General features: G+C 45.7%; 19 protein-coding genes and 1 riboswitch. Of the genes, 6 read left to right on the top strand and 13 right to left on the bottom strand.

All coding sequences use genetic code 11. The features are described 5' to 3' along the window. Positions 1–38 precede the first annotated feature (38 nt). Positions 39–136: riboswitch (TPP riboswitch) on the bottom strand. Positions 137–411: 275 nt separating this feature from the next. Beyond that, positions 412–2,028 (top strand): mechanosensitive ion channel family protein, encoded by a 1,617-nt coding sequence (locus FC652_RS17625; protein WP_176299602.1) that lies wholly within the window; start codon positions 412–414, stop codon positions 2,026–2,028. A 168-nt stretch (positions 2,029–2,196) separates the two neighbouring features. On the opposite strand, the gene FC652_RS17620 is transcribed toward FC652_RS17625, so the two are convergent. The 7 genes from FC652_RS17620 to kdgR all read right to left on the bottom strand — a co-directional run bounded on the left by FC652_RS17620 (position 2,197) and on the right by kdgR (position 10,483). After that, positions 2,197–2,793: a mechanosensitive ion channel family protein gene (locus tag FC652_RS17620; RefSeq protein WP_176299601.1), complete on the bottom strand. Its 597-nt coding sequence runs from the start codon at positions 2,791–2,793 to the stop codon at positions 2,197–2,199. Between the two features lie 104 nt (positions 2,794–2,897). Next, on the bottom strand, positions 2,898–4,430 hold the full coding sequence (locus FC652_RS17615) for a bifunctional GNAT family N-acetyltransferase/carbon-nitrogen hydrolase family protein (RefSeq protein ID WP_176299600.1): 1,533 nt from the start codon (positions 4,428–4,430) through the stop codon (positions 2,898–2,900). A gap of 83 nt (positions 4,431–4,513) precedes the next feature. Next, a complete protein-coding gene (locus tag FC652_RS17610) occupies positions 4,514–4,909 on the bottom strand; it encodes an ACT domain-containing protein (protein WP_176299599.1) in 396 nt (131 codons plus the stop codon). Positions 4,910–5,075: 166 nt separating this feature from the next. Next, positions 5,076–6,530 carry a DUF3360 family protein gene (locus FC652_RS17605; protein WP_176299598.1) on the bottom strand — a complete coding sequence of 485 codons (1,455 nt, stop codon included), beginning with the start codon at positions 6,528–6,530 and terminating at the stop codon, positions 5,076–5,078. Positions 6,531–7,036: 506 nt separating this feature from the next. Next, positions 7,037–7,750 carry an exonuclease domain-containing protein gene (locus FC652_RS17600; RefSeq protein WP_176299597.1) on the bottom strand — a complete coding sequence of 238 codons (714 nt, stop codon included), beginning with the start codon at positions 7,748–7,750 and terminating at the stop codon, positions 7,037–7,039. Positions 7,751–7,753: 3 nt separating this feature from the next. Continuing rightward, on the bottom strand, positions 7,754–9,619 hold the full coding sequence (locus FC652_RS17595) for a DUF294 nucleotidyltransferase-like domain-containing protein (RefSeq protein ID WP_176299596.1): 1,866 nt from the start codon (positions 9,617–9,619) through the stop codon (positions 7,754–7,756). Between the two features lie 81 nt (positions 9,620–9,700). Continuing rightward, positions 9,701–10,483, bottom strand: coding sequence for a DNA-binding transcriptional regulator KdgR (gene kdgR, locus FC652_RS17590; protein ID WP_038968212.1), 783 nt, complete (start codon positions 10,481–10,483; stop codon positions 9,701–9,703). 261 nt (positions 10,484–10,744) lie between these two features. Between kdgR and kduD the strand changes: the two genes are divergently transcribed. The 5 genes from kduD (at position 10,745) to FC652_RS17565 (ending at position 15,160) form a co-directional block, all read left to right on the top strand. After that, the gene (kduD, locus tag FC652_RS17585) at positions 10,745–11,506 is read left to right on the top strand and encodes a 2-dehydro-3-deoxy-D-gluconate 5-dehydrogenase KduD (RefSeq protein ID WP_011081824.1); all 762 of its coding nucleotides are present in this window, start codon (positions 10,745–10,747) and stop codon (positions 11,504–11,506) included. Positions 11,507–11,521: 15 nt separating this feature from the next. Next, the gene (locus FC652_RS17580) at positions 11,522–12,043 is read left to right on the top strand and encodes a YgjV family protein (RefSeq protein ID WP_039448050.1); all 522 of its coding nucleotides are present in this window, start codon (positions 11,522–11,524) and stop codon (positions 12,041–12,043) included. Positions 12,044–12,053: 10 nt separating this feature from the next. Beyond that, positions 12,054–12,374: a cupin domain-containing protein gene (locus FC652_RS17575; RefSeq protein WP_017791213.1), complete on the top strand. Its 321-nt coding sequence runs from the start codon at positions 12,054–12,056 to the stop codon at positions 12,372–12,374. A 40-nt stretch (positions 12,375–12,414) separates the two neighbouring features. Then, a complete protein-coding gene (locus FC652_RS17570) occupies positions 12,415–13,050 on the top strand; it encodes an RpiB/LacA/LacB family sugar-phosphate isomerase (protein WP_011081821.1) in 636 nt (211 codons plus the stop codon). A 403-nt stretch (positions 13,051–13,453) separates the two neighbouring features. Continuing rightward, a complete protein-coding gene (locus FC652_RS17565; RefSeq protein WP_038963365.1) occupies positions 13,454–15,160 on the top strand; it encodes an autotransporter assembly complex family protein in 1,707 nt (568 codons plus the stop codon). 58 nt (positions 15,161–15,218) lie between these two features. Here the strand turns inward: FC652_RS17565 and FC652_RS17560 are convergent, their stop codons facing one another. The 6 genes from FC652_RS17560 to FC652_RS17535 form a co-directional block, all read right to left on the bottom strand. After that, positions 15,219–16,670, bottom strand: coding sequence for a phospholipase D family protein (locus FC652_RS17560; protein WP_039448057.1), 1,452 nt, complete (start codon positions 16,668–16,670; stop codon positions 15,219–15,221). A 101-nt stretch (positions 16,671–16,771) separates the two neighbouring features. Continuing rightward, on the bottom strand, positions 16,772–18,811 hold the full coding sequence (locus tag FC652_RS17555) for a carboxylesterase family protein (RefSeq protein WP_039467193.1): 2,040 nt from the start codon (positions 18,809–18,811) through the stop codon (positions 16,772–16,774). A gap of 235 nt (positions 18,812–19,046) precedes the next feature. Next, the gene (locus tag FC652_RS17550) at positions 19,047–20,699 is read right to left on the bottom strand and encodes a hypothetical protein (protein ID WP_017421512.1); all 1,653 of its coding nucleotides are present in this window, start codon (positions 20,697–20,699) and stop codon (positions 19,047–19,049) included. Between the two features lie 302 nt (positions 20,700–21,001). Next, positions 21,002–22,357, bottom strand: a complete 1,356-nt coding sequence (locus FC652_RS17545; RefSeq protein WP_038963363.1) for an FUSC family protein — start codon at positions 22,355–22,357, stop codon at positions 21,002–21,004. A gap of 13 nt (positions 22,358–22,370) precedes the next feature. Further along, positions 22,371–23,231: an HlyD family secretion protein gene (locus tag FC652_RS17540; protein WP_017421514.1), complete on the bottom strand. Its 861-nt coding sequence runs from the start codon at positions 23,229–23,231 to the stop codon at positions 22,371–22,373. A 10-nt stretch (positions 23,232–23,241) separates the two neighbouring features. Then, the gene (locus tag FC652_RS17535; protein WP_017421515.1) at positions 23,242–23,454 is read right to left on the bottom strand and encodes a DUF1656 domain-containing protein; all 213 of its coding nucleotides are present in this window, start codon (positions 23,452–23,454) and stop codon (positions 23,242–23,244) included. Positions 23,455–23,743 lie beyond the last annotated feature (289 nt).

Here is a 23,743-nt window from a genome sequence, read left to right as displayed (position 1 = left end):
TTATCACGGTTTAGATGATAGAGCATGGACGAAAACGCCCCCGCTTCACAATAGTTCCCTACGTCAGTATTAACTGAATCAGGTTCTACGGGTCTCGCGCTGCGATCTCAGCCTCATGGCTCCCCGACTATATGGGCCGAATCATAGCAGCGAACAGAGAGGATGTAACTAGAGAATCTCAGGGAGAGAAAAATCTTTATCTGTGTCGTAAGGGAAGGCAGAAAGCAAGATCGCAAAGGAACTGAGCGATGATGAGGTGGATGGTTTTTAAATGAACGTTGGATAGAAAAGTAGAGATTTGGCTCATCCCATATAACGCATCAACTCATTCACAATGTTAACTATTTCTGGTCAGAAGGTGGAATAGGACGATAAAATTCAGTGGTGATTGCTAACCCAAATGGACGTGAAATGGTTTTAAATGCGCTTAAAGCAGCATTGCTTTGTCTCTGTTTTTTTTCCCCAATCGCAGTGGCGATTCCCAGTAGCTTATTACTTGGCATGACAGAAGAGCAAAATGTCAGTGCGACCACCGCCAGTGATGCGGAGCTCTCGTTGCCCTATCAGTATAAAGACAGCTTACAACGCGACACGCCTCGCGGCGCGTTGAATGGCTTTTTGGAATCTGCGTATGCGCAAAATTATGCCAAGGCGGCGAAATATCTTGATATGCGCTATTTGCCCTCTCATTTGAATCCAAATCAAGCCGAAGAGTACGCCCGTCAGCTGCACGCGATTATTGAGCGTAACGTTTGGATTAATTTGCAAGAGATCAATGACACGCCCGCTGGTGCACAAGAGGATTTTCTCCCGGAATATCGAGACTCGTTTGGTATCATCACCATCAAGGATGCCGATATTACCTTGTTGTTGCAGCAAGTACCGAGTAAAAGCCTAGGAAAAATTTGGAAAATCTCCAATGCCACGGTGTCGATGGTACCCAAACTTTATGAAGAACTGGGTTATGGGCCACTCAGCGAGTGGTTCATTGAGAACGTGCCACGTGGATATGTTTTCAAACTTAATTTGTGGGAGATCGCGTTACTGCTTTCCTATCTTGTTGCTTCATTCTTAGTGATTACCCCATTCGCTCTTTTGGTGAGTTGGTTGGTCCGGCGCAGCAAAATGAAGATGAAAGAGGATTTAGCCAATCTTTTTTCTGGCCCACTGCTTTTTTTCTTGGCGTTGGGGCTGGATCACTCATTGCTCTCCAACACGACGCTTACCGTAACGGCACGAGACTTTATTGATAACGGTTACCTGTTTTTCATTTCCAGCTTGTGGTTAGGGTGGGCGCTCATCGGTTTATTGCAGTATGCGATGCGTGAGCGTTTGATTGGCAAAGGCAATAAGCAAAGTGCCGCGATGGTGAGGCCATTTCTTACTTTCTTTCGCATTATCGTACTCGTGTTTGCTGTGCTTGCTTGGATGGAGTATCACGGTTTTAACGCAACTGCGTTGTTAGCGGGGATGGGGGTTGGTGGTGTTGCTTTAGCGTTGGCGTCGAAGCAGTCATTGGAGAACTTCATCGGTACCATGACGCTCTATTCTGCCGCTCCCGTTAAAGTAGGTAACTTCTGCAGTTTTGGCAGTATTCGTGGCACGGTAGAAGAGATTGGCCTGCGCTGTACTCGTGTGCGAACGATTGACCGCACCGTGATCCATGTGCCCAATGCCAAGTTGGCTGAGATGGAAATTGAGAACATTTCCGAACGAGAAAAAATCCGTTTTAAAACAGACATTCGTTTGGATTACAGCACCACCACGGCACAGTTAAAAAAGATCATCGAAGAGATCAAAGCGCTGCTGGAAAATCACGAAAAAGTAGATAAAAAACCGCTGCGCGTGACCTTTAGAGGATTCGGTGCCCATGGTTTAGAGATTAACGTGTTTGCCTACATTGGCAGCAAGAGCTTACCTGTCTATCAAGTGGCGGCGCAGGAGCTTCATTTAGGCATTATGGAAATTGTTGAAAACAATGGTTCTCGTATCGTGCCTGCCACGTTTGACGCACAAGCCTTGCCGTAGGGGTTTCGTGATACAACGCCGCGAATGACCACGATGCTCAAGCACACTGTTTGAGCTTTTCGTGACTTAACTCCCCAACTCGCACAATGAAAAAGCCCTATTCTTCGCAGGACAAGTCGTCTGCAAGAGAACAGGGCTTTGTTGTTGGGATAATGGCAACGCGCAGTGCTATTTTTTCTTGGTTCTGGTGTAAAGACGAGCGGTTGATTTGGCGCTTTGTGGCTGTTTTTGCCCTAACTTAAGCACCGCTTTTTGCAACATCAAGTTATTGGGGTAGGTGATCACATGGCCATTATCGTGCTTGATCAGCACATGGAACATGCTGATATCGAGAATTTCCCCGCTTATGTCTTCATCTTTGTCCACCACTTTGATTCGATCGCCCACTTTGTAAGGGAAGACGAAAAAGATCAAAAAACTGGCGGTGACATTGCTAAGAATTGACCACTGAGCAATGAAGGCGACCCCTAAGACCGCAAAGATAGAAGAGAGGAACAGCGACACATCACCGTATCCGATTCCCGCGATCACCGAAAAAATCGAGGCGAACAGGAAGAGTAACGCGGTGTTAAACGCCCGTTGAATAAAGCTTTGCCTTGCCTTATTCACACCCTTTGAGAGGGCTAAATTGGCCACCGCACGGTTGGTGATTTTTTTGACAACCTGATACGCGGCGAGCAGCACCAGCGCCATAAGGAGTTTAAAGAGGAAGGAGTCAGAAGGAATGTACTGACTCCACTGTTCAAAATTAGTCCACTGATTCATCAAGCTGTTACTCATTGGTTTGTTGAGCGTTTTTATAACCTATTTATGCTAAAGCACCAATAAAAAAGAGTGTTCATAATAAGTGTCAATGGCTTGGTTCGTATCTATTCTTTTTTAAGAGTAAATCCACCATAAAGATCCATTCGTCGATGACGTAAGTTGGTCACTGAGCCTTCCATGTTCAGTTGCTTGAGTTTATCCAAATCTACATCGGCAAAGATGATCATTTCCGTATTTGGGCTTGCTTCTGCAATGGTGGCGTCGTGTGGGAAGAACACGTCTGAAGGTGAGAACACTGCCGATTGAGCGTATTGGATATCGACGTTATCGACCCTAGGCAGGTTGCCAACACTACCACCAATGGCGACATAACATTCATTTTCAATCGCGCGCGCTTGGGAGCAAATTCTCACACGTTGATAACCATTTTTGGTATCCGTCCAGAACGGAACAAAAATGATCTGCACGCCTTGTTCAGCCAGCATACGTCCGAGCTCTGGAAACTCACTGTCGTAACAAATCAAAATCCCAATACGTCCCGCATCGGTGTCAAACACAGAAACTTTGTCGCCGCCATCGATAACCCAATCTCGTTGTTCATGCGGGGTAATGTGGATTTTATGCTGGGACTCGACCGTGCCATCACGACGAAGCAAGTAAGAAATGTTGTAAAGCTGGCCGTTTTCTAAAACAGGCATGCTGCCTGCGATGATATTAATGTTGTAGGTCACGGCAAGTTGAGACATGGTCAGTTTGACACGCTCAGAGAACGAGGCGAGGAAGCGAATCGCTTCAACAGAGTTTTGATCTTCTGCCAATCCCATTAAAGGCGCGTTAAAGAACTCCGGAAAGAGTGCGAAATCCGCTTTGTATTTTGACAGCGAATCAATAAAAAACTCCGCCTGATCCAACAAGTCTTCCAAATCGTTCACCATGCGCATTTGCCACTGCACAATGCCGATACGAACAATCGTTTTCTCGATGTCATGAACGGAATAGACGTCTTCTTCATAAAAGAAGTTGTCCCATTCCAGTAACGTTGCGTAACCGTGTGAGCTGTCATCTTCGGGAAGATAATGGCGCATGATGCGCTTCACATCGAAATCGTTTGAGAGCTGAAATGAGAGAATTGGGTCATGAAGCTCTTTGCGTGAGACTTTTTCTATGTACTCTGCCACAGGCAGTTTTCCACCGTATGGCTTGTATCCGGGAATTCGACCACCTGCCAAGATGGCTTTGAGGTTATTGCTTCGACACAGCTCTTTTCGCGCTTCATACAGTCTTCGACCTAAACGTAGCCCGCGATAATCCGGGTGAACAAATACGTCGAGGCCATACAAGGCATCGCCATTTGATTTGTGTTGTATTACGTTGTTTTCATTGATGATATCGGTATAGACATGGGGGAGAGAGAAGCGGTTATAATCCACTTTGATGGTGAGCGCTGCCGCAATGATTTTACCGGAATCCTCTATGCAGATTTGTCCATCAGGGAATTGATGAATGAGATCCATTATGGTCATTCTTGGCCAAGCGCCGCCGACGTCGTGAAAAACCAAATCCATTAAACTGGCCACTTGATCGTAATCACTTTTTTTCAATATGCGTAATGAAAGCTTTGGGGTGGGTGTCTTCATATATCCTTATCCTGAATAACCGTTTTTTATACTCTAACATTATCGCAACGGTTTTTTCAAAGCGGGGGCTTTGGCGAATTTTTCTACGCAGTCAACTCAGTGAGTGCGCTCATTGCCTCGTGAGCTTTTCCTTTTGGTACAAAAATATGATCGTGATAATAACCAGCAATCACGTTGGCGCTAATGCCATAACTGGCTAACTTGCTGGCAAAAGCGGCGGTTAGCCCGACGGCTTCTAAGCTTGAATGGACGGTGAGGGTAATCAAACAAAAACGGCTATCGGTAGTCAACCCTGCTTGTTCGGCTTGCTGAGCTTCGAGCACCAAAGTGAGCCCTTCTTGCTCACGAAATGTGGCGATGGGGTTAAGGTGTAGATAGTCCTTAAGTGGGCCGTCGACGGTGCAAAAAACATATTCGCCCTCAATCAATTTCGGGGACATTGATTGAAGTAAGCGCTGTAAATCGGTTATGCCGGCCATGATCTTTCCTTGTATTGCGTGACGGGATATGTGTTCACGCAGCATAGGAAGCAAGAGAGAATAAGTCCATTGAATCAAACTAATGGCGGATCAGTTTAGCTAATTTGAGTGAGCATTCAAAAAAAAAAGATCCGCCCTTTGAGCGGATCTTTCGGCAAAACAAGCATTAAAGAAGTGCAGGAATGCCCGGTAATTGACCCACCGCCGCTAATGCGCCAACACAAACCAATACGGTTGCGAGTGGAATGCCTAAACGGTCAGTACGGTTTAAGGTTTCGCTGCGTTCACGGTTGCCAATGAGGCCGGTATTATCAAGCAGCATGGTAATTGCCCAACCGAAAACGGGGTTAACCAGCGCACAAGCAAACATACAAATCCCCGCACTTTGCGAGTTACGAGCGTTACGTACCATCTGCATGCCCGCTTCCAGTAGCGGTAGGAATACGCCCACTAACAGCGCAACGCGCAGTACCGGTTCCCACATCGCCAGATCCATCGGATAGCCCAACACAGCAGCAACGATACAGAGAATACCCGTAAGCAGAGCACCTCCTGGGATGGGGCGTTTGGCAATCGCCGCAGGGATCATGTACGTTCCCCAAGAAGAGGCGAGGTTACCGCCACCAAGGCCAGCACCGATGATCTGACGAATAGAACAAACCGTCATGGTGTCGTCCACATCCATCAGTGCATCTTTGGCGGTTTTTGGGTAGTTCAGTTCTTGGAATACGCGGTGGCCAAGAAAATCGGGTGACCACATGGCAACCGCCAAAATCGCGAAAGGAATCACCGCAATGTAGTGCTCAAACTCAGGCCAGCCCAATTGCCACCCTGTCTCTTCGCCCCACCAGTAGAATGGGCTCATGTTTGGTAAGCCAGGCTCTGTGGTGAACTCAAAAGGCACGCCCATTAAGTAGGAAACCACGCCAGCAATTAACGAACACAGCGGGATCGCCAACCAGCGTTTTTCAATTTTTGCCAAATAGGCGTAGATCACGATAGTCGTAGAGATCACCACAAACGAAACGGATTCCATACCCGAAGCGATAGACCAGTTTTCAAAGCTGCTCAGTTGGCTAATCAGCCCCACCGCGCCCAAGTAGATTAGCAATCCACCGCGAACCCCTTCACCGGTTAAGCGAACCAGTTTTGAGCCGCCTTTGGTGGCGCTGAGGATCAAACCAAACACGCCAACCATGATGCCTAGAGCGAGTGGGTGTCCACCCGCTGCGGCAACAAGTGGAATCAATGGAATCATGGGCCCGTGCGTGCCGGCTAAGTTGGCTCTAGGGTTTAAAATCGCGGAAAAAAAGATAACAAACAAAAGACCTGCGATGATCAACTCATAGCGTACGTTTTCAGCAACAAATTCAGGTGAAAGGCCAAACTGGGCGGCGAAAGCGGCCACCATTGCGGTGACCATCACCACTTTACCAATAGTCGCGGCAATGGCAGGTACCCAGTCTTCGATCTCAATACCGAAGTCACGGAAAGGTAAGTGTACACGCCATTTTTTGAAAGAAAGAATATTCAGCTCATGCTCTAAGTATTCCGATCGAGTTGAAAACTCGTTCGCCTTGCGACGACGAGACTGATAGCTAGATGATTCGTGTTGGCTCATGGTAACTCCATAATAAATCCTTTTTGATTGATTTATTATTAGAGGTGGAAGGTGATTTATTTTTGACGTGAATCATTATTTGTTTTTCATTGATTGAACGAAGTTAATTAAGTCGAGCCAGTGCACGTTTTTAGTAAAATAGAATATAAAACCAAATGTATGCATGTGTTTTTACACTAAAAAAACATGATGTGTACATCATGTTTATTGGTGGTGTTTCATATGTGCCACAAGATTTTGTTTATTTAAGTTGTTGTTTTTAAGTGAAATTTAATTTTTTCTGGATGAGTTTGTAAACTTCTTATTGTTAGGGATTAATAAGAATATTCATCTGACTATCAATTTGTTGGAGATATTTAAATCGGTATGGCTATTATTAAATATATTCTTACACTTTTTAGGTTGAGTGACTATTTTAAACAAACGTGGATATGTGTTGGTTAATTGTTCTATTGGTTGCATATTTAATGAGGGATTAATAACAGCGATCAAATATTTAGGTACTATTATTTAATTAAGACTGTGTTTAACTGCCGTTGTTCATTCAGATCGAGTTTTTTGCTTTGCACCATAAACAACTCCGCACAAGCCAGGGCATCACTGGCGGCAGAATGAGAATGGTAATCGGGTAAGTGATAACAACGACGTAAATCATCAAGTTGAAAACTGCTGCGTTGGCCGCTTTTCCCTGCGTAGCTAAAGCGCTTTTCAATTTGCAGTGTATCCACGAAGTGGCAAGGCAATTTGGCAAGCTGAAAATGTTGTTGAGCAAAGGCTTGGAGAAAACCTTGTTCAATGATTGCGCTGTGCGCGAGCAGAACTTTGCCTTGCGCACGTTCAAATAAACGCATCATCCCTTGCTCTAGCGAGCAACCTTGCTCCAGCGCCTGTGGCGTTAAGCCATTAATGCGCGCAGATTCGGCTTTAATGTACGCGCCATGGTTGAGCAGGATCTCTTCTGCGCTTGAGAGGTTAATGCCTTCGAGCGTCAAATCCACCATGCCGATGGACAGTATTTTATCGCGTTTTGCGTCAAGCCCAGTGGTTTCAAAATCCAAAGCAAGAAACGAGACTTGATGAAGCGGCGTCACTTCAGCAATGAGCGGCGTATTCAGGTAGTTTTGCAGTGCTTCGGGCCACGCCGACTCAACGACGATCTGTTGGCGTATCTGTTCTTGGCTGGGCATGGTGTCCCAGCGCTTGAACCATTTCTTTATCATCATCTAGCCTTTAACAAACTTCAGTTTAGCGACATCTTGCAATTCGCTGATGATCTTAAAGGCATCTTTGAGGTGTTTGCGCTCAAAGCTGCTGATCTCATCCGGAGAGATATGATTGTCGGGTGTTTTTCCTGCCAAAATGGCATTCAACTGGTGACGAAAACGGACCTGAGTAATGAAACGATAAGCGCCAATGATGTTGTCGCAACTGCCTTTCGATAGGGTGCCGTGTTCGACCGCAAAACGGAACCGCTCTTCGGTGCCGGTTAGGGAACCACCTGCGGCCAAGCTGAAAATACGCGCCAGATCGATGATGAGATTAAGTGCGTATTTCTTGATGTTTAACGTGTTGCTGTTTTGGCCGCCTTTTTCCAGCACCAAATGGTTAAAAATGCCCAATGGCGGTTGAGTGTCGATCGCATCGCGCACCAAAACAGGAATAAAACTCGGACTTTGCTGAATACAATGGTGCAGATGCTGTTGGATCTGCTCTACCAATTCACGGCTGCCGTGAATTGAGCGAACTTCTAAGAACACGCTGATGGAGAGCAGTTTGTTGTATTCCGGGCTCGCCACCCACTTTTGGTAATACTCTTTCCAACGTGAGACAGGCTGGCACCATTTGGGAGACGCCGCCATGTATTTGCCATCGCAGAGCGGATAGCCACACGCAGCGAGCCCATTACACACGCGCATCGCCAAATGGGTAAAGTAGAGCTTGTGTTCTTCGGTTGCGTCGTCGGAAAGGACGATCGCACTGTCTTGATCTGAGAGCATGTGTACTTCGTTGCGCGCGTGCGATCCTGCCACCATCCAAGCGTAATCGCATGGGGGAGGGCCAAGTACCTCTTCGTTGAGTTGAATGAGACGACGGGTAAAGGCATCCATGATCATCGACATCACTTTGCCTTGGATCTCTGCGCTGACGCCGCTTTCGACCAATGCTTGGAAAATGGTTTGGCGCTCTTCTTTTAACGCCGCTAACGCGTTGATCGAGCTGGCGTATTTGATTTTCTCAATCAAAAACAGCGATTGGGTGCGGTGGTTGTGTACCAAATGTGTTGTGGTGAGTAAGCCCGACACCTTGCCATTGTTCACCACGGGTAAGCAGCGAATGTTGTATTGCAGCATGAGGGAGATCGCTTGGATCACTTTGGCATCACTTTCAATCAGCACGGGGTTGAGGGTCATGACCGTTTCAATGCTGTCGCTGACATCTCGCTCTAGTGCAACGACGAAAGCTGTCATATCGCGATCGGTCACCAAACCGACAATGTCATTGCCATCCATCACCACCGCACAAGAACTGCGCTGTTTGCCACACATGGTGCGCGCGACATCACGGATGGAATCCGTCACGCTGACAATGGCAATGTTTTCGCTCGCGATCTCACCAACCGTGCGGAAAAACAGCCCTTTTTCTTCTTTCTGACAGACGAAGTTGACCGCTGAACTCAAGCGCAGGTTAGCTTGCGCCGCGAAGTAATCGGCAAACTCAGGATGCGAGTCGCACACTTTCTTCAGTTCATGATGTGGGATCAAGTAAAGCAGGGCATCTTCAATGGCTTCGGCTTGATAACCGTTTTCGGCACTATCGAGAGGGGCGAGGAAGGTAAAACCAAACTGATCCTCGTGGCCAAGCCGAGCACGAAGTTCACCCGTTGGCGTGCGCTGTTCAATCGCACCCGTGCGAATGATGTAGAGATAACGCCTTTCGCAAAGTGAGCTAAAACTGATGGTTTCACCTTTCACCAGATATTTGATCTGTACTGAATTGGCTAGGGACTCAACCAAAGCCTTGGGTAACTTATCAAACGGATCAATGCGGATTAGGAAATCAACAATGTTTGGAGTAACGGATGTGCCCATCGCTCACCTCTAAATTAAAACGGCGTTTCATCATTTAATGTTGCGCCCAAAAAAAGCAGCCCGAGGGCTGCTCGTCAATCATTAAGCAGGGTAGCTGTGGTAGCCAAGCTGCTCAGAAACGTTTTTACCCGCTTGATGAAGCAGACCCACATAGTAATCTTTGCGCTCTTCATCAAAACGGATGGTTGGGAATGAAATCGACACCGCCGCAATGATATGACCAAAACGATCATAAATCGGAGCCGCGATACAACGTAAACCCGGTTCTTGCTCTTCGTTATCTTCAGCGAAATGTTGCTCACGCACTTTCGCCAGTTCTTCAAGCACTTGTTCCGTGTTTTCTAGTGTTTTTTCTGTGTGTTTGATGAACTCAACATCGGCAAGAGATTCACGGATAAAGCTCTCTTCACGTTCGGAAAGTAACACTTTGCCAATGGCAGTACTGTAAAGAGGGTTGCGACGGCCAATGCGCGATTGCATGCGCAGGTTGTAACCGGAATCTATCTTATGGATATAAATAATGGCATTGTCATCGAGTGCTCCCAAGTGAAGCGCTTCATTGGTCAGTTGAGAGATTTGGCGCATTTCTTTGTCGGCCAATTCAATCAGATCAACGTATTCCAGTGAGCGAGCACCCAGCTCAAACACTTTTAACGTGAGTGAATACTTATCCGCTTCGCCTTCTTGAGAAACATACCCAAGTGACTTCATGGTTTGTAAAAAGCGGTAAGTGGTTGCCTTAGACATCATAAGACGTTGCGACAATTCTGATACGCCAATCGCTTTCTGCTCACCCAGTGCTTGAAGGATGTGGAACACCTTCATCACTGACGAAACAGCTTCTGGCTGTGTCGACTTTTCCATTGTTTTCCCTTCTTTAGTTGTATTTTTTGCCATTATATCGTTGATTTTCTGTATCACCACTATTTTTAAAATACCTTTTCATAATTTTGAAACCGCTCACTTAGTTCGTTTTATTAAAATTCGATCTCTATCTATATTTTTGAAACGTCTTTTCAAAAATATTTGCAAGGGTTGCCGTTTTACTGTTATGTTTGCCCTACCACAGTGAACAACAACCAGAACGTCGGTTCACTTCTTTCAGTATTCTAGAGGATGCATTACATGATTCTTGATTCATTTAGCTTGCAAGGCAAAGTAGCAGTCGTCACGGGGTGTGATACCGGTTTAGGTCAAGGCATGGCGCTGGGTTTAGCAAAGGCAGGTTGCGATATCGTTGGTGTAAACATCAGTGAACCAACAGAAACCATGGAAAAAATCCAAGCAACAGGACGTAAGTTCGTCGATATCCGCGCTAACCTAATGAAACTAGATGATATTCCTTCAATTGTTGATCGCGCAGTGACTGAGCTTGGCCGCATCGACATTTTGGTGAACAACGCAGGCATCATTCGCCGCAACGACGCGATCGAGTTCTCTGAGCAAGATTGGGATGACGTCATGAACATCAACATCAAATCGGTGTTCTTTATGTCTCAAGCGGTGGCGAAACAATTTATTGCGCAAGGCGAAGGCGGCAAGATCATCAACATCGCATCCATGCTTTCTTTCCAAGGCGGTATCCGTGTTCCTTCATACACTGCGTCTAAGAGTGGTGTGATGGGTGTGACTCGCCTTATGGCAAACGAGTGGGCAAAACACGGCATCAATGTGAACGCGATTGCACCGGGCTACATGGCAACCAACAACACCGCGGCACTGCGAGCCGATGAGCAACGCAACCAAGAAATCCTAGAGCGTATTCCTGCAAACCGCTGGGGCACGCCAGAAGATTTGGCTGGCCCATGTGTGTTCCTAGCATCAAAAGCGTCTGACTACATTAACGGTTACACCGTTGCGGTAGATGGCGGCTGGCTATCACGCTAATCCAATTGTGAGAAGATGATGGCTGAGATTGATTTGGCACAAGCGTTAGGGTTTCTCAGTTTTGGTTTGGGAATCTCCACCTTTTACCAGAAAAATGACAGGCATTTGAAAATCCTAATGCTGGTGTTCAATCTCAATCATCTTCTCCATTTTTTGCTGCTTGGATCGATGCTTTCGGCGCTCAGCGCACTGCTTTCTGCGTTACGAACCACAACATCGATCTTCACCTCTTCCAAATGGGTGGCAGCCATTTTTATTCTTATCGGTATCGTTAGCGGCCTAGGAATGGCTGAGCACTGGTGGGAACTATGGCCAATTGTTGGGACGGTAATTGGTACATATTCACTGTTCGTATTGAGTGGCATCCGCATGCGGATTGGCTTTCTAGCAGGGGCAACCTGCTGGTTAATCAACAACATATTGGTGGGCTCTATCGGCGGTACCTTACTAGAGATGACGGTCATCATAATGAACCTCATCACGATTTATCGGCTCTATCGGCAACCATTATTGCCGGTGACCCAAAAAACAGGCTAATAGGTGAACCATGTTTGTATTGAATCACGACATCGCGCTGGAAGATCTTGGCCAAGGCATTTCGCGCAAAGTGCTGGCACACAGCGACAACATGATGTCAGTCGAAGTGCATTTTGAAACGGGTGCGATTGGTGCCATGCACTCACATCCTCACGAGCAACTGACTTACGTGCTGTCAGGTGAATTTGAGTTCACCATTGGCGATGAGAAAAAAATCGTCAAAACAGGCGATACTATGTACAAAGAGCCAAACATCGAACATGGCTGTGTTTGTCTGAAAGCGGGTGTACTGATTGATACCTTCACCCCTATGCGTAAAGATTTCGTTTAAGATTTATTTTTGAATTGCGGCTTAACCGCAGGAGTAACCGATGAAAATTGCACTAATGATGGAAAACAGCCAAGCACCGAAAAACGCGATGGTTGCAGCAGAGTTAAACAGCGTAGCGGGTGGCCTAGGCCACGACGTGTTCAACGTTGGCATGAAAGATGAAAATGACCACCATCTGACTTACATCCACCTAGGCATCATGGCAAGCATTCTACTGAACTCAAAAGCGGTAGACTTTGTGGTCACGGGTTGTGGTACTGGTCAAGGTGCAATGATGTCGAGCAACCTGCACCCAGGTGTGGTGTGTGGCTACTGCCTAGAGCCGTCAGATGCGTTTTTGTTCAACCAAATCAACAACGGCAATGCGATTTCTCTCGCGTTTGCCAAAGGTTTTGGCTGGGCAGGCGAGCTTAATGTCCGTTACATCTTCGAAAAAGCATTCACTGGTAACCGTGGTGAAGGCTACCCAATCGAGCGTGCGGCACCACAGCAAGCGAATGCGGCGATCCTAAACAACGTAAAAGCAGCGGTTGCGAAAGATGTGGTTGAAGGCCTACGCGCAATTGACCAAGAGTTGGTGAAAACAGCGGTTGGCGGTGCACAGTTCCAAGAGTGCTTCTTCGCAAACTGCCAAGTGCCAGAAATCGCCGAGTACGTACGCTCGCTGATCGACTAAGCACTCAGTTATCACTACTTTTTCGGGAACTAATACAAAGCCAGCACTCGCTGGCTTTTGTTTTATTTGGGAGCTTGGGGATGGTTTTTCTGAGGTATTTTTCCCCCCAACTTTGCTAGAGTCGGATCGAACTTGATATCAAATTGTGCGTTGTAGATTACTCTTCCTTACGCTTTAAAAGTCGAGCTAAATGGCCAAATGTGCTCATCCATTATAGACGGTGACGAAGGGCAAAATGGTATTTAATCTAAACTGCATCGTCGTAGTGTCTTCTTGCGCCACTACTATCGGCACAAGACATTATTACTTCTACAGTTGTAGGAACTCATCCTACATACACGATTAACGTACTTTCTTGAGTGCGATTAGCCTAGTTGGGTGTCAAACCCACTAAGGCAGATTTGTGGCTTCTCTCGTTCAAAAACTCGTTGGAATTTCTGTATTCGTCTTCATACCGTTTGGGGACGTATTGGCTGCCGAATTTACTATTCAAGGTTTATCCAAACCGCTTGAGCGGAATCTGGAATATCACCTCATGCCGTTAGCGAATACTTCAGCCAATGACATTCCCGTAAGTCAGCTCAGTAAGTTGGTTAGGTCAGCATTGAACCCTTATGGCTACTACCATTCTAAGCTCAGTGTTCAGAGAGAGCCGAACGATCTCATTGTATTAGATGTGGAGCTTGGTGAGGTCGTGTTGGTAGCAAAATCTAATATCGTCGTGTCTGGTGAAGCCTCAAACGATGAAGATTTCCTCGGGTTAGTCAATCAAGCCCAGCTTAAACAAGGGCAGCCGCTACTGCATTCTGAGTATGATACGCTAAAACGAAACTTGACTTCATTAGCCCAGAAAAAAGGTTACTTGGATGGGCGCTTTATCGAATCGTCTTTGGAAGTCATCCCGAGCATGAATCAAGCAAATGTGAACCTACATTTCTCGAGTGGTTCTCGTTACCAGTTTGGTTCGTTATCGGTACCAACGTCGGGTATTGAGCCAGCTCGAATAGAAATAATGCGAACGTTTGAGCGGGGTGACGATTTCGACACCTTGAAACTGAACCAATATCAAGCAAATCTCTCTGAGACCAATTGGTTTCGTAGTGTAATTGTGAAAGCGGATTTTGATGGGATATCCAATAACCTTGAGGTGCCGATAGAAGTGATTGCAGAGCCAAACGCACGAAATATCGTGCAAGTCGGTGGTGGATATTCGACAGACTTGGGATTACGCGCTTCGTTGAATTGGACCAAACCATGGTACAACACGCGAGGACATAGCTTTGAGACACAGGCGTACGCGTCAAAAGCGGAACAGTCGCTATTGCTTGGTTACAAAATTCCGACCCAAAATGTCCTGACGGATTACTACGGTATTCAGTTTGAATCTAAACATGTCGACTATCGTGATACGTCGAGTTTTTCCAATGATTTGTCGTTTGAAAAGCATTGGCAGCTAGACAGTGATTGGCAAAGCACTATGCACGTTCGTTATTTGCAAGAGCGTTATCAACAAGCGTCGGAAAATAACGACTCACAGATGCTATTGCCGGGAGTAACGTTTTCATTGCTTGATCGCAAGAATGATCAATTAGAAATAAAACACCGTCACGTTTACTCATTGGAATACTCGGATCCGAACTTTTTCTCGGATTCTCGTTTGCTGCGTATTGAAGGCAACAGTGTGCTGTCTTGGGATATCAGCGAAAAACATAAGTTTCACTTTCGTTCGAATGTCGGTATCAATGTCGCTGACGCTCTGAGCGATATCCCCTCATCATTACGCTTCTTTGCGGGCGGTGATGGCAACCTTCGTGGTTATGGTTATGAGTCAATCTCTCCGAGAGATGAAAATGGCGATTTAACGGGTGCCCGTTACATGTTTACTGCTGGTTTGGAATATCAATATCAGGTCTACCACCAACTATGGCTTGGTGCATTTTACGATGTTGGTGATGCCTTCAACGATAGCGTAGATTGGAAAAGTGGAACAGGGTTGAGTTTGATATGGAACTCAAAATACGTGCCCGTTAAAGTGGATTTTGCTTACGGTTTAGATGCTCCTCAAGGAGACCAATTCCGCGTTCACTTCTCACTAGGCACGCAGTTTTAGCGGGCATAAAAAAGGCTCTCATCCATGTAGATAGAGAGCCTTTTTTATGTTTGATGGCTCAGAGTTCGAACTCACCATTCAGTTGCTTGAATATCCAGTTAGGCGCTTTGTGCCATCCACCATAGTTTGGATTCTTAGTATGGGTTTCATTCATTGATTGCCACTGAGTTTGGCCTTGTTCATCTCGAGATACTCGCCAAAACAGTTCATCTTGTTGTCGAGTTAAGTAGTGCATGACATGTTCTGCAAAGGTTTCGCTTTGGATCAACACACCAAATTCCACATTGAGGAAGTCCGATCTCGGGTCGAAGTTTGATGAGCCTATATAAGTCAGCCGATCATCGAGTATCACGGTCTTGTTGTGATAATAAGTATCCGCATGGAAGTAGTGGTCGTCATTTTTCGCTTGTTTTTTGTACTCCAGTATATTTACGCCTTTATCCAACAACGTTTGACGATGTTCCTCGTAATAAGCCGGAATAAACCCAGAATCATTAGAAGCAGAGGAGTTCGTTATTAAAGTGATGTCCGTTTTTTGCTCCATTAAGGTATCAATAAAGGTAAACTCATGGTTGCTTGGTACCACGTAAGGGGTTGAAATCACCGCTTTGTTCGCTGTAGTTATTTGTTGCCAAACTTGGCGCTCTGCCCGCTTTCTAAAGTAAGGCTTGTTGTTCTCTAACTTTTTTAATGAATCGAAAACAGGGGTGACTTGCGCAGTGATGAAATTGGGGCTGGTCAGTTGTTTAACCTGTTTTTCAACTTCAGCCAGAATGATGTTTCTGTCTATCTCCTCTTTATTGACTGCTTTGGCAAACGCGGAATAGTTTGGGTTTACTTTAACGATATTTTCTATTGGTGTGACATGCTTGCTGTGCCAAAGCTGTTGGTAGTTTTGATCGAACGCTTGAATGATGCTGCCTTTAAACAACACATCCATATCAAAGAAGTTGGCTTTGCGGCTGTAACCAAAATAGTCGTTGCCAATGTTGCGTCCACCTAGAATCATCCATTGATGGTCGACGTTGAAATACTTCTCGTGTAGACGATTGTCCAAACGTTGTTGATGAGTAGAGAAGTTGATGGCGCGCCCAATCCAGCCTGACTTACGTGAATCAAACGGATTGAATAAACGGATTTGAATGTTGTTGTGAGCGCTGAGATCAGCAAGCCATTTCTCATTAAACACCAATAAATCATCGAGAGTGAGTCGAACTTGCACGCCTCGATCCGCTGCATGTTTGAGCTCATTGAGTAGCATCAAGCCAAGCGTATCACTTTCCCAAGAAAAGTAGGTCATATCGATGCTTTGTTGAGCATTTCTAACCAGTTCAACGCGACGAGCAAAGGCTTCTGGAGCGGTAGGAATTAAGTAAACATCGGCTTGATGCTGAGTAGTTTGCCAATTGGCTTCAAAATCCGGTTCAACTTCAGGGTAAGGCTGGGCACAGCCGACCAATAGCGTGCTGAAGGTAAAGATCAGCAGAGCACGAAGGGCGTTAGGAAACATGAGTAAACCTTCCTAATTATGTTCAAGGAATAAGGATGAAAAAAGCCAGCGAACTGGCTTTTAGACATTCGGTAATGAGTTTTTAGTGACTGAGGATGACGTTACATGTGACTAAGAATCAGCCCAAGTTCCTCGAGACCGTTGAGGCGGCCTTTGCGCAGTTTCGGATCGATGCCTGAGTGATGAGCATTGTCCCAGTCTTGTGTGGATTGAATACCGCCATCGTTATCGATCAGCAATACTCGGTCAGTCGCGGTGTTGTATTGGAAGTCCTCAAATAGACGTTCGCTAAACCACACGCGAGAGAGTTTGTTCATCATCGCTTTGTCTTTGCTGCTTGGTCGAACACTTGAGCCATCAAGCTTAAATGCTTTGTTAAATACAAATGGTAGTTCCGATGCATTGCAAGCGGCCACAATACAACTGATGCTCTTAAGTAAATCGCCAACATCGAGATCGCCATTTTCACCTTTGGTGTTGTAAGTCCATACGTTGAATCCAGGTGTGTAGTCAAAGTAGTAGAAGCTTGGTGTCGCTCCTGTTGCTTCTTCACGTGAGACCTTATGACGATTTGGACCCGTGAAGAGCAAATCATGCAACACAGTTTTGAATTGCTGCATGTTTTTGGCCGCACCATTCAGTTCGCGTTCATCGTTGGGGAAGAAGTCAGCCAGAGCAAGTAACTCAGTGGTCGAATCAGAGTTCCCCAAACCGAAGAACAACTTAGTCATCGCCTCATATGCTGTACTCGGCAGCAGTTCCAATAAGTCAGAAAGATCGAGTTCAACCGATGCCGAATCGCTGAGTAGTGAACGATATTCCGCGCGCAAGCGATTCAGATTTGTTTCCGATTCTAGCCACTCCACCATGGATTCGACAATTAAGGTCTCATCGCCACTTTCAATGATTTCTGGCGCTTCTTGGCTCAAGATTTCAAGGATAGTAGGGATCAAAAAAGTCAGGCTCGGCAGCATGCCCAGAGTATTGCTTTCTGCACTGTTTGAGCCAATTACAGTCGGTACGATCCAATCACTCTCAATGGCTTGTTCAATAAAGTGATGGCCTGGTACTTCTTTCACTAGAAACGCCGGTGGGCGGTGCTCGATGTAAGGAGCAAATGGCATCAACGTGGCTAATGGGCTGTTGTCTCGTGTTGGACTTATAACCGGAATATTCGCAGCGGTCAGTACCCAGTTCTTAAGGCGTTGAATAGGGTCAAGCATGTCGCTCTGAACTTTCATGACCTCATCAAGTGGTACTAATGCAAGATCTTCAACGCTTTGCTCTGGTCGTTGGCTCTTGGCAACATCGTAACTTTTGTACTCAAAGCCGTAAGCGTTGCTTTGCATGATGGCACGTTGAAAGTGCTCACCAGCGATTGCAGCATCGCCTTTTGATTGCTGCAAAATACCTACCGACATTGCACCTGCCCCTTGACCCATAAGTGTCACGTTTTGCGGATTACCGCCAAATGCCGCTATGTTTTGCTGAACCCATTCAAGCGCGTGTTTTTGATCGCCTAGACCAAAGTTACCACCTTCTGGGTTGTCCAAACCATCGACCCAAACACTGCCCAACAAGCCCAAACGATAGTTAAAAGTAACAGCAATAAACGGGTTACCATCGTCTGCACCTTGTGCAACAACCATATCACCATGAATGAGAGGTTCTGAGCCCGCGCCGTGTTCAAAGTCTCCACCGTGAATAAAGACGTAAACCGGTAAATCAGCGTACGCTTCTGTCCCGGCTGGTCGCCAAATGTTCAGGTTCAAGCAATCTTCTGATTGCGTTTGGGCCGTGGTTTTTAACTGCGGACACGCATCACCGAACTGAGTTGCATCAATGTTGCCTTCAAGCGGTGCGACAATACTGTGTTGAAAGCGGTCTGCTTGCGCAAACTGGATACCTTTGAACGCTTCTACTGCTGCCAGTTTTTCACCTGAATCAAGAGGCGTGATGACAAGAGACTCTTTGGTGGCTTGAATGGTCGCATCGCCAATTTCCAAAGAGATTTGCTCTGGTGGTGACGGTTGCAACGGCTGTGGATTGTAAGGAACGCTTGGTTTACTTGAATCATCACCACAGGCAGCTAAGGCAAGAGTGATAGTAATAGCTAAAGTTGAGCGATTGAGTAAAGTCATTGTTATGTCCAAAAAGTCATTTGGTGCGTGCACCGAAAATGTTAAACGGCATCGAACAAGCGACGTCCTAACGCTTTGGTATTAATCCGTGAATGATTGGATGGCTTGCTGTATTGATGGCTCAAATGGTAGGGCATTGATGACAAATTCAATAATCGCCTTTGTAGGATTCAGTCCTACCATCCAATGGCCTACCAATGTGTGTTGTTTCTTTGTGTGCTATTTCTTTGTGTGATTAGAAGCGATAACCCAAGTTCAAGGTCAGTGAGTCACGTGTTTCGCCTTTGTTGTAAAGCATGGTCAAGTTGTAGTTCTTACCTATTTGCTTATTGAAACCTGCCAGGAATGCCCACTCGTCAAGCTCGACACCGATGTCGTAATCGAACTCGATATCACCGGTTTTTACTCGGCCATCCATACGAGAGTCCAAACCTTGGTATTCAGCACCCACAAAGAACTGAGTCCGGTAATCCACTAACTGATAGCCAAGCATTGGTTGAACGGTATAAATGCCGTCACCCCAGTCGTCTAAGCCCTTTAAACGTGTTTGAGAGTACGTGCCGGTAACGGAAGCAAAAAACTCTCTGTAACCAACTGATAACGTTGTACCCACACCGCGCAAGTCGTACTCAAGATGAATCGGCACATTGACTCGTCCGCGATTACATAGAGCAGACAATCCATCGCAGAACTTATCCCCCAAGCCTGGTAGACGGTCATTGAGCTTGTCTTTGAGGTATTGGCCTCCTTCGCCTGTGTAAGCTGCATCCACATTGGCATCGACATTGATTTTGCCGACATAACCAAAAACATTCCAAAAGGGAAGAATGTTAACGTCACCACGAATACTGAAACTTTCTGCGTTTACAATACCAACAGTGTCTTCTGGATCGAATAGGTCGTTCAAACGTACGCCATCAATAACGAAATCGTTAAAAGGGATGTTCATATTCTGGTTACGGTAAGCCATCGACACGCCAAACGGCAGAGGCAAATCGATACCTTGACGGCGTACTATATCGCCCATTAACGGGAAAGTGCGGTCAAGCTTTACACCTGTTTCTTGCATGCGTGGGTCAGAAACTTCATTCAAGTGTTTCTCATCCAACACTTGCACACCAATGTCATCCTCATAGATGGCAACAGGCTTAAGAGTGCTGACCACTTTGAGCGGTTTCTTTTTGCTTGAGCCAACGATTTCAGTGTGTTTGCTCGCAATCACAAGCTTGCCAGAATCCAGCTTTTGAAAGCGGATCTCTTGGTGGTACGTATCCACGTTGTATATGTGGTGTGTGAATGGCTTATCGTTGGTAATGACCATGCGCTTTGGTTCGCCGTTGACGATTTGGATATCAACGCTTAAGAAACGAAAATAGGCGATATCTTGCGGAAGGCCGTATTTCGAGTAGTTGAAGCTGACAATGACATTGCCGTTTTTATCTTCTTTTGCTCGTACCGATGAAGGATCAAAGCTCTCTGCGTAGTTGCGTAGACGATATTCTGTACGCGTGAAGGCTTCGATTTCATCGAGCACTTTTTCGTTCTTATCGAGCTCCTTAGGGTTGTATTTGATGCGTAGATCGATATTGCCCTTGCTGTCCGTGTTCTTTACAAGAAACACCGAAGAGTCACGTGCCTCGTTGCCGATTTGAACGGTTCGGTGAACATGCTCAACCAAGTGTTCACCTTGTGCTAGAGAACTGATGGCCAGTTTCGGTAGATCACGGCTGATACCGTATTTGTCGAATAGCTCGCGACCTTGTTCCATAACTTCACGATAAGTTGTCTCTTCTGCGGCGAAGCTAAAAGTGGGGGTAGTAAGCATTAGTGCGCTCGCTAGCACAGTAAGAGAAGATGTCTTGCTAGCGCGTATTTCAAAAAAACTCATGACGATTTCCACTCTGAATAGCCTCAAACCTTTGAGACTCAGACAGTTAATGTGTCACTGAACATCTTGTTCAGTTAGATAGATGCGTTTGCTGTGATTGACATTGTGAATGCAGTGTTTTTAATTGCATTTCGTTAATCAATGAGAGGATTTTATGAGGAGCAGAGAAATCCCGTTAATCGCTTTTGATGGATAGTATCCTCGCTTTATGGGTGAGGTAGGAATCGAGCCCAGCGAAAAAACAAAACGCCCCGCAGAGCAGAAGCAATGCAGGGCTTTAGTGTTAAAAACAGAGACGATAGTTAGGCGATAACGCGAGCACGGAACAGATCAGTAAATACCTTGGCAATCATCAAAATGATCAGAATGTTTACCAGCATCAGCAAAGGTGTTTCGATACGATATACAGGGGTTAAGTTGAGTGCACCCGATGTCAAAACAACCAGTAAATTAACGCCTAAAATTCTGTGCACCATCAGCTTTGGTGTCGCAAAAATTTTCCAAATTACGATGATGTTGATGAAGTAGAACAGTCCAAGTTGCCATAGCTCGGTCATCATTGGCATTAAGAAAATGTATTGCAGAAGAATCACTGTGCCAGTACCTATTACACCAAAAAAAGCATCCTTAATAATGCTTGGTGGCATGGTAGGGACGAGTGACGAGAATATGCCAGCCATCATCGGGAATATGAACCCGCCGGGAACCGGAAGATAAATCCAAATCAATAATGACGTGATGAACATGGAGATACCTTGCAGTACCTTTCTGCCATCTTCATGCCAATGCTGTATGAAAGTACGGTGATCATGATGCCACATGGAGTCTTTATCTGTCTTTACCACAAAAGGTACTTGACCGATTAAGGACGTACTAGGCTTGGCCATATCAAAGCATTGAAGTTGCTGAGCAAGAGTTGGCCAATCGATCTTACTTCGTTGCTGTTTTTCCACTTGTTCAAGCAGTCTCTCTTGGATCTGAGCCATTTCACTTAAGCGTAGGCGCCATAATTGACGATGCTCTTTCAAGTAGTAGGCACCAGTAAGTGGTAAGCTGAGCAGTTGGAACAATTTCTCTATGTTAGCGGTGTTGGTTTCCAGTGCTTTGATATCAATTTGGTTGGGCGTTTTCATGGCGTTAAGCAAAATCTCACGGCTTGCCTCAAAGCGGTGAATGAAGTTCTGTTCGGTGTTAATTGGCCATACTAAACGGTACACCACAGAGAAGGAGATTACGCCAAGAATGGTTTCCTGCATGCGCAGTACAGCGAAGTGGAATGTTGCTTGGTTATCAAATCCCCCCATACAGGCGATGATCGAACACACTGAAAAACCGACGGTAAACACATCACCATATTTTTTGTCACTCGACATATAAATGCACACACCTAGAAACAAAGTGAAAAAGGTGAGAAACAAAAAACGGTCTTGAGAGAACATTGCGATTAGGAAAAAGGCATAACCGGTGCCCAATAGGGTTCCACGCAACCTGTTATGGCCTTTGTTTATCGAGTGAGCGAAGCTTTCATTCAACGCCATTACCCCGACAGCGATGGCTGCCCAATAAGGTTTCTCCCATTGAAACCAGAAGGCAAGGGAGATTGCGACAACAATGGATAGCGCAGCTTTGATCGCTTCTTTGGTTGAGGTGTTGAACATAACAATCACCTAATTACTTAATGATTTTAATGGAAGCGGTCATACCCACACGAAGCTGTAGATCGTCTGGCAGTTCATCCAGTTTTACTTTGATGGGAATACGTTGAGCTAAACGAATCCACTGGAAGTTCGGATTGACATTAGGCAGGAGGTCGTTGCCTGTGCTGCCATCTTGCTTCGCAATACCGTAGCCAATACTTTTGATTTCACCTTTCAGTTGCACATCGCTGTGCATCATCAAAGTTACATAAGCGGTGTCTTCAGGATTGACGCCAACCAGATCTGTCTCTTTGAAGTAACCTTCTACCCAGAAACTGTCTTCATCTATTAAAGCAACAATCGGAGAGTTGGCCACAACTTGAGAGCCTACTCGTAAGTTCAAATTAGTGATGTAACCGTTGGTTGGCGCATAAATTTTGGTGTAATCGAGGTTCAACTTCGCTTCTTCAATATTGGCTTTCGCGAGTTCTACGTTGGCGACCGCCGTTTCTACCGCATTGTTTAGGTTATTCAATGTCAGTACCGGAACAGCGCCTGGCGTGCGTTTTTCTAGCTCGAGTGCGCGCTTTTCTTCGTTATTTGCTTTTGCTAACAGAGCCACAGCTTGCTTTTGAGTCGCCAACGCTTTGTGGTATGCCGCTTTATAGATGCTAGGGTCGATCTCAAACAGTAAATCACCTTGCTTCACTTGCGAGTTGTCTTCGACATACACGTTAATGACTTGTCCTGTTACACGGGGTGTTATCGAAACGATGTGCGCGCTGACCTGACCATCTCTCGTCCAAGGGTTGTTTGTGTATGATTGGTAGTAGCTGAAAATAACAGTGCCAGCGGAACACAGTAATAACAGAGTGATGAGATAACGTTTAATCACGGGATTTGCCTCAAAAGATGGTAATGAATTGACCAATAACGCCAGTAAAAATCACAGTTAGGCTCAGCTCAGCGAGTGCAGGAAATGCAACGTATTTATGGAACCCCAGTTTTGTCGCAACGGTTCCAACCAAAATGGTGAGCATATAAGCCAATGTGATAACCAGCAACAAGGGTGGGAAGTAGACTTCGCCCCACACGAGTTCATGTGGCATTGAGTTCATGGTGCTTTTCTCTATTAACTTGATGAATGGAAAGATAAGGCAAATGATGATGGCGGTGATAATCGCATTTGTAGGGCCGAACCCATCAAACGAAAGGTGTTATGTGCTATATGGAGTGAATCAGGGCGGGATCGCACTTTGTTAACAAATATGATCTAATTGTGCCAAACCCTCAGCAGCACAGTCATTTTGAACCTTATTGAACACTTATCTGTTGTAGAAGATACTCGCTCGGACATCAACCAAAAACACGACCTTATCGATGTTATGTTCCTTGTTATTAGCGCTA

Origin of the sequence: Vibrio sp. 05-20-BW147 (genome assembly GCF_013369385.1) — a bacterium.
In the GTDB taxonomy this organism is placed as follows: Bacteria; Pseudomonadota; Gammaproteobacteria; order Enterobacterales; family Vibrionaceae; genus Vibrio; species Vibrio floridensis.
The sequence above is the reverse complement of the archived record's forward strand: the minus strand, read 5'-3'. Positions and strand labels throughout refer to the sequence as shown.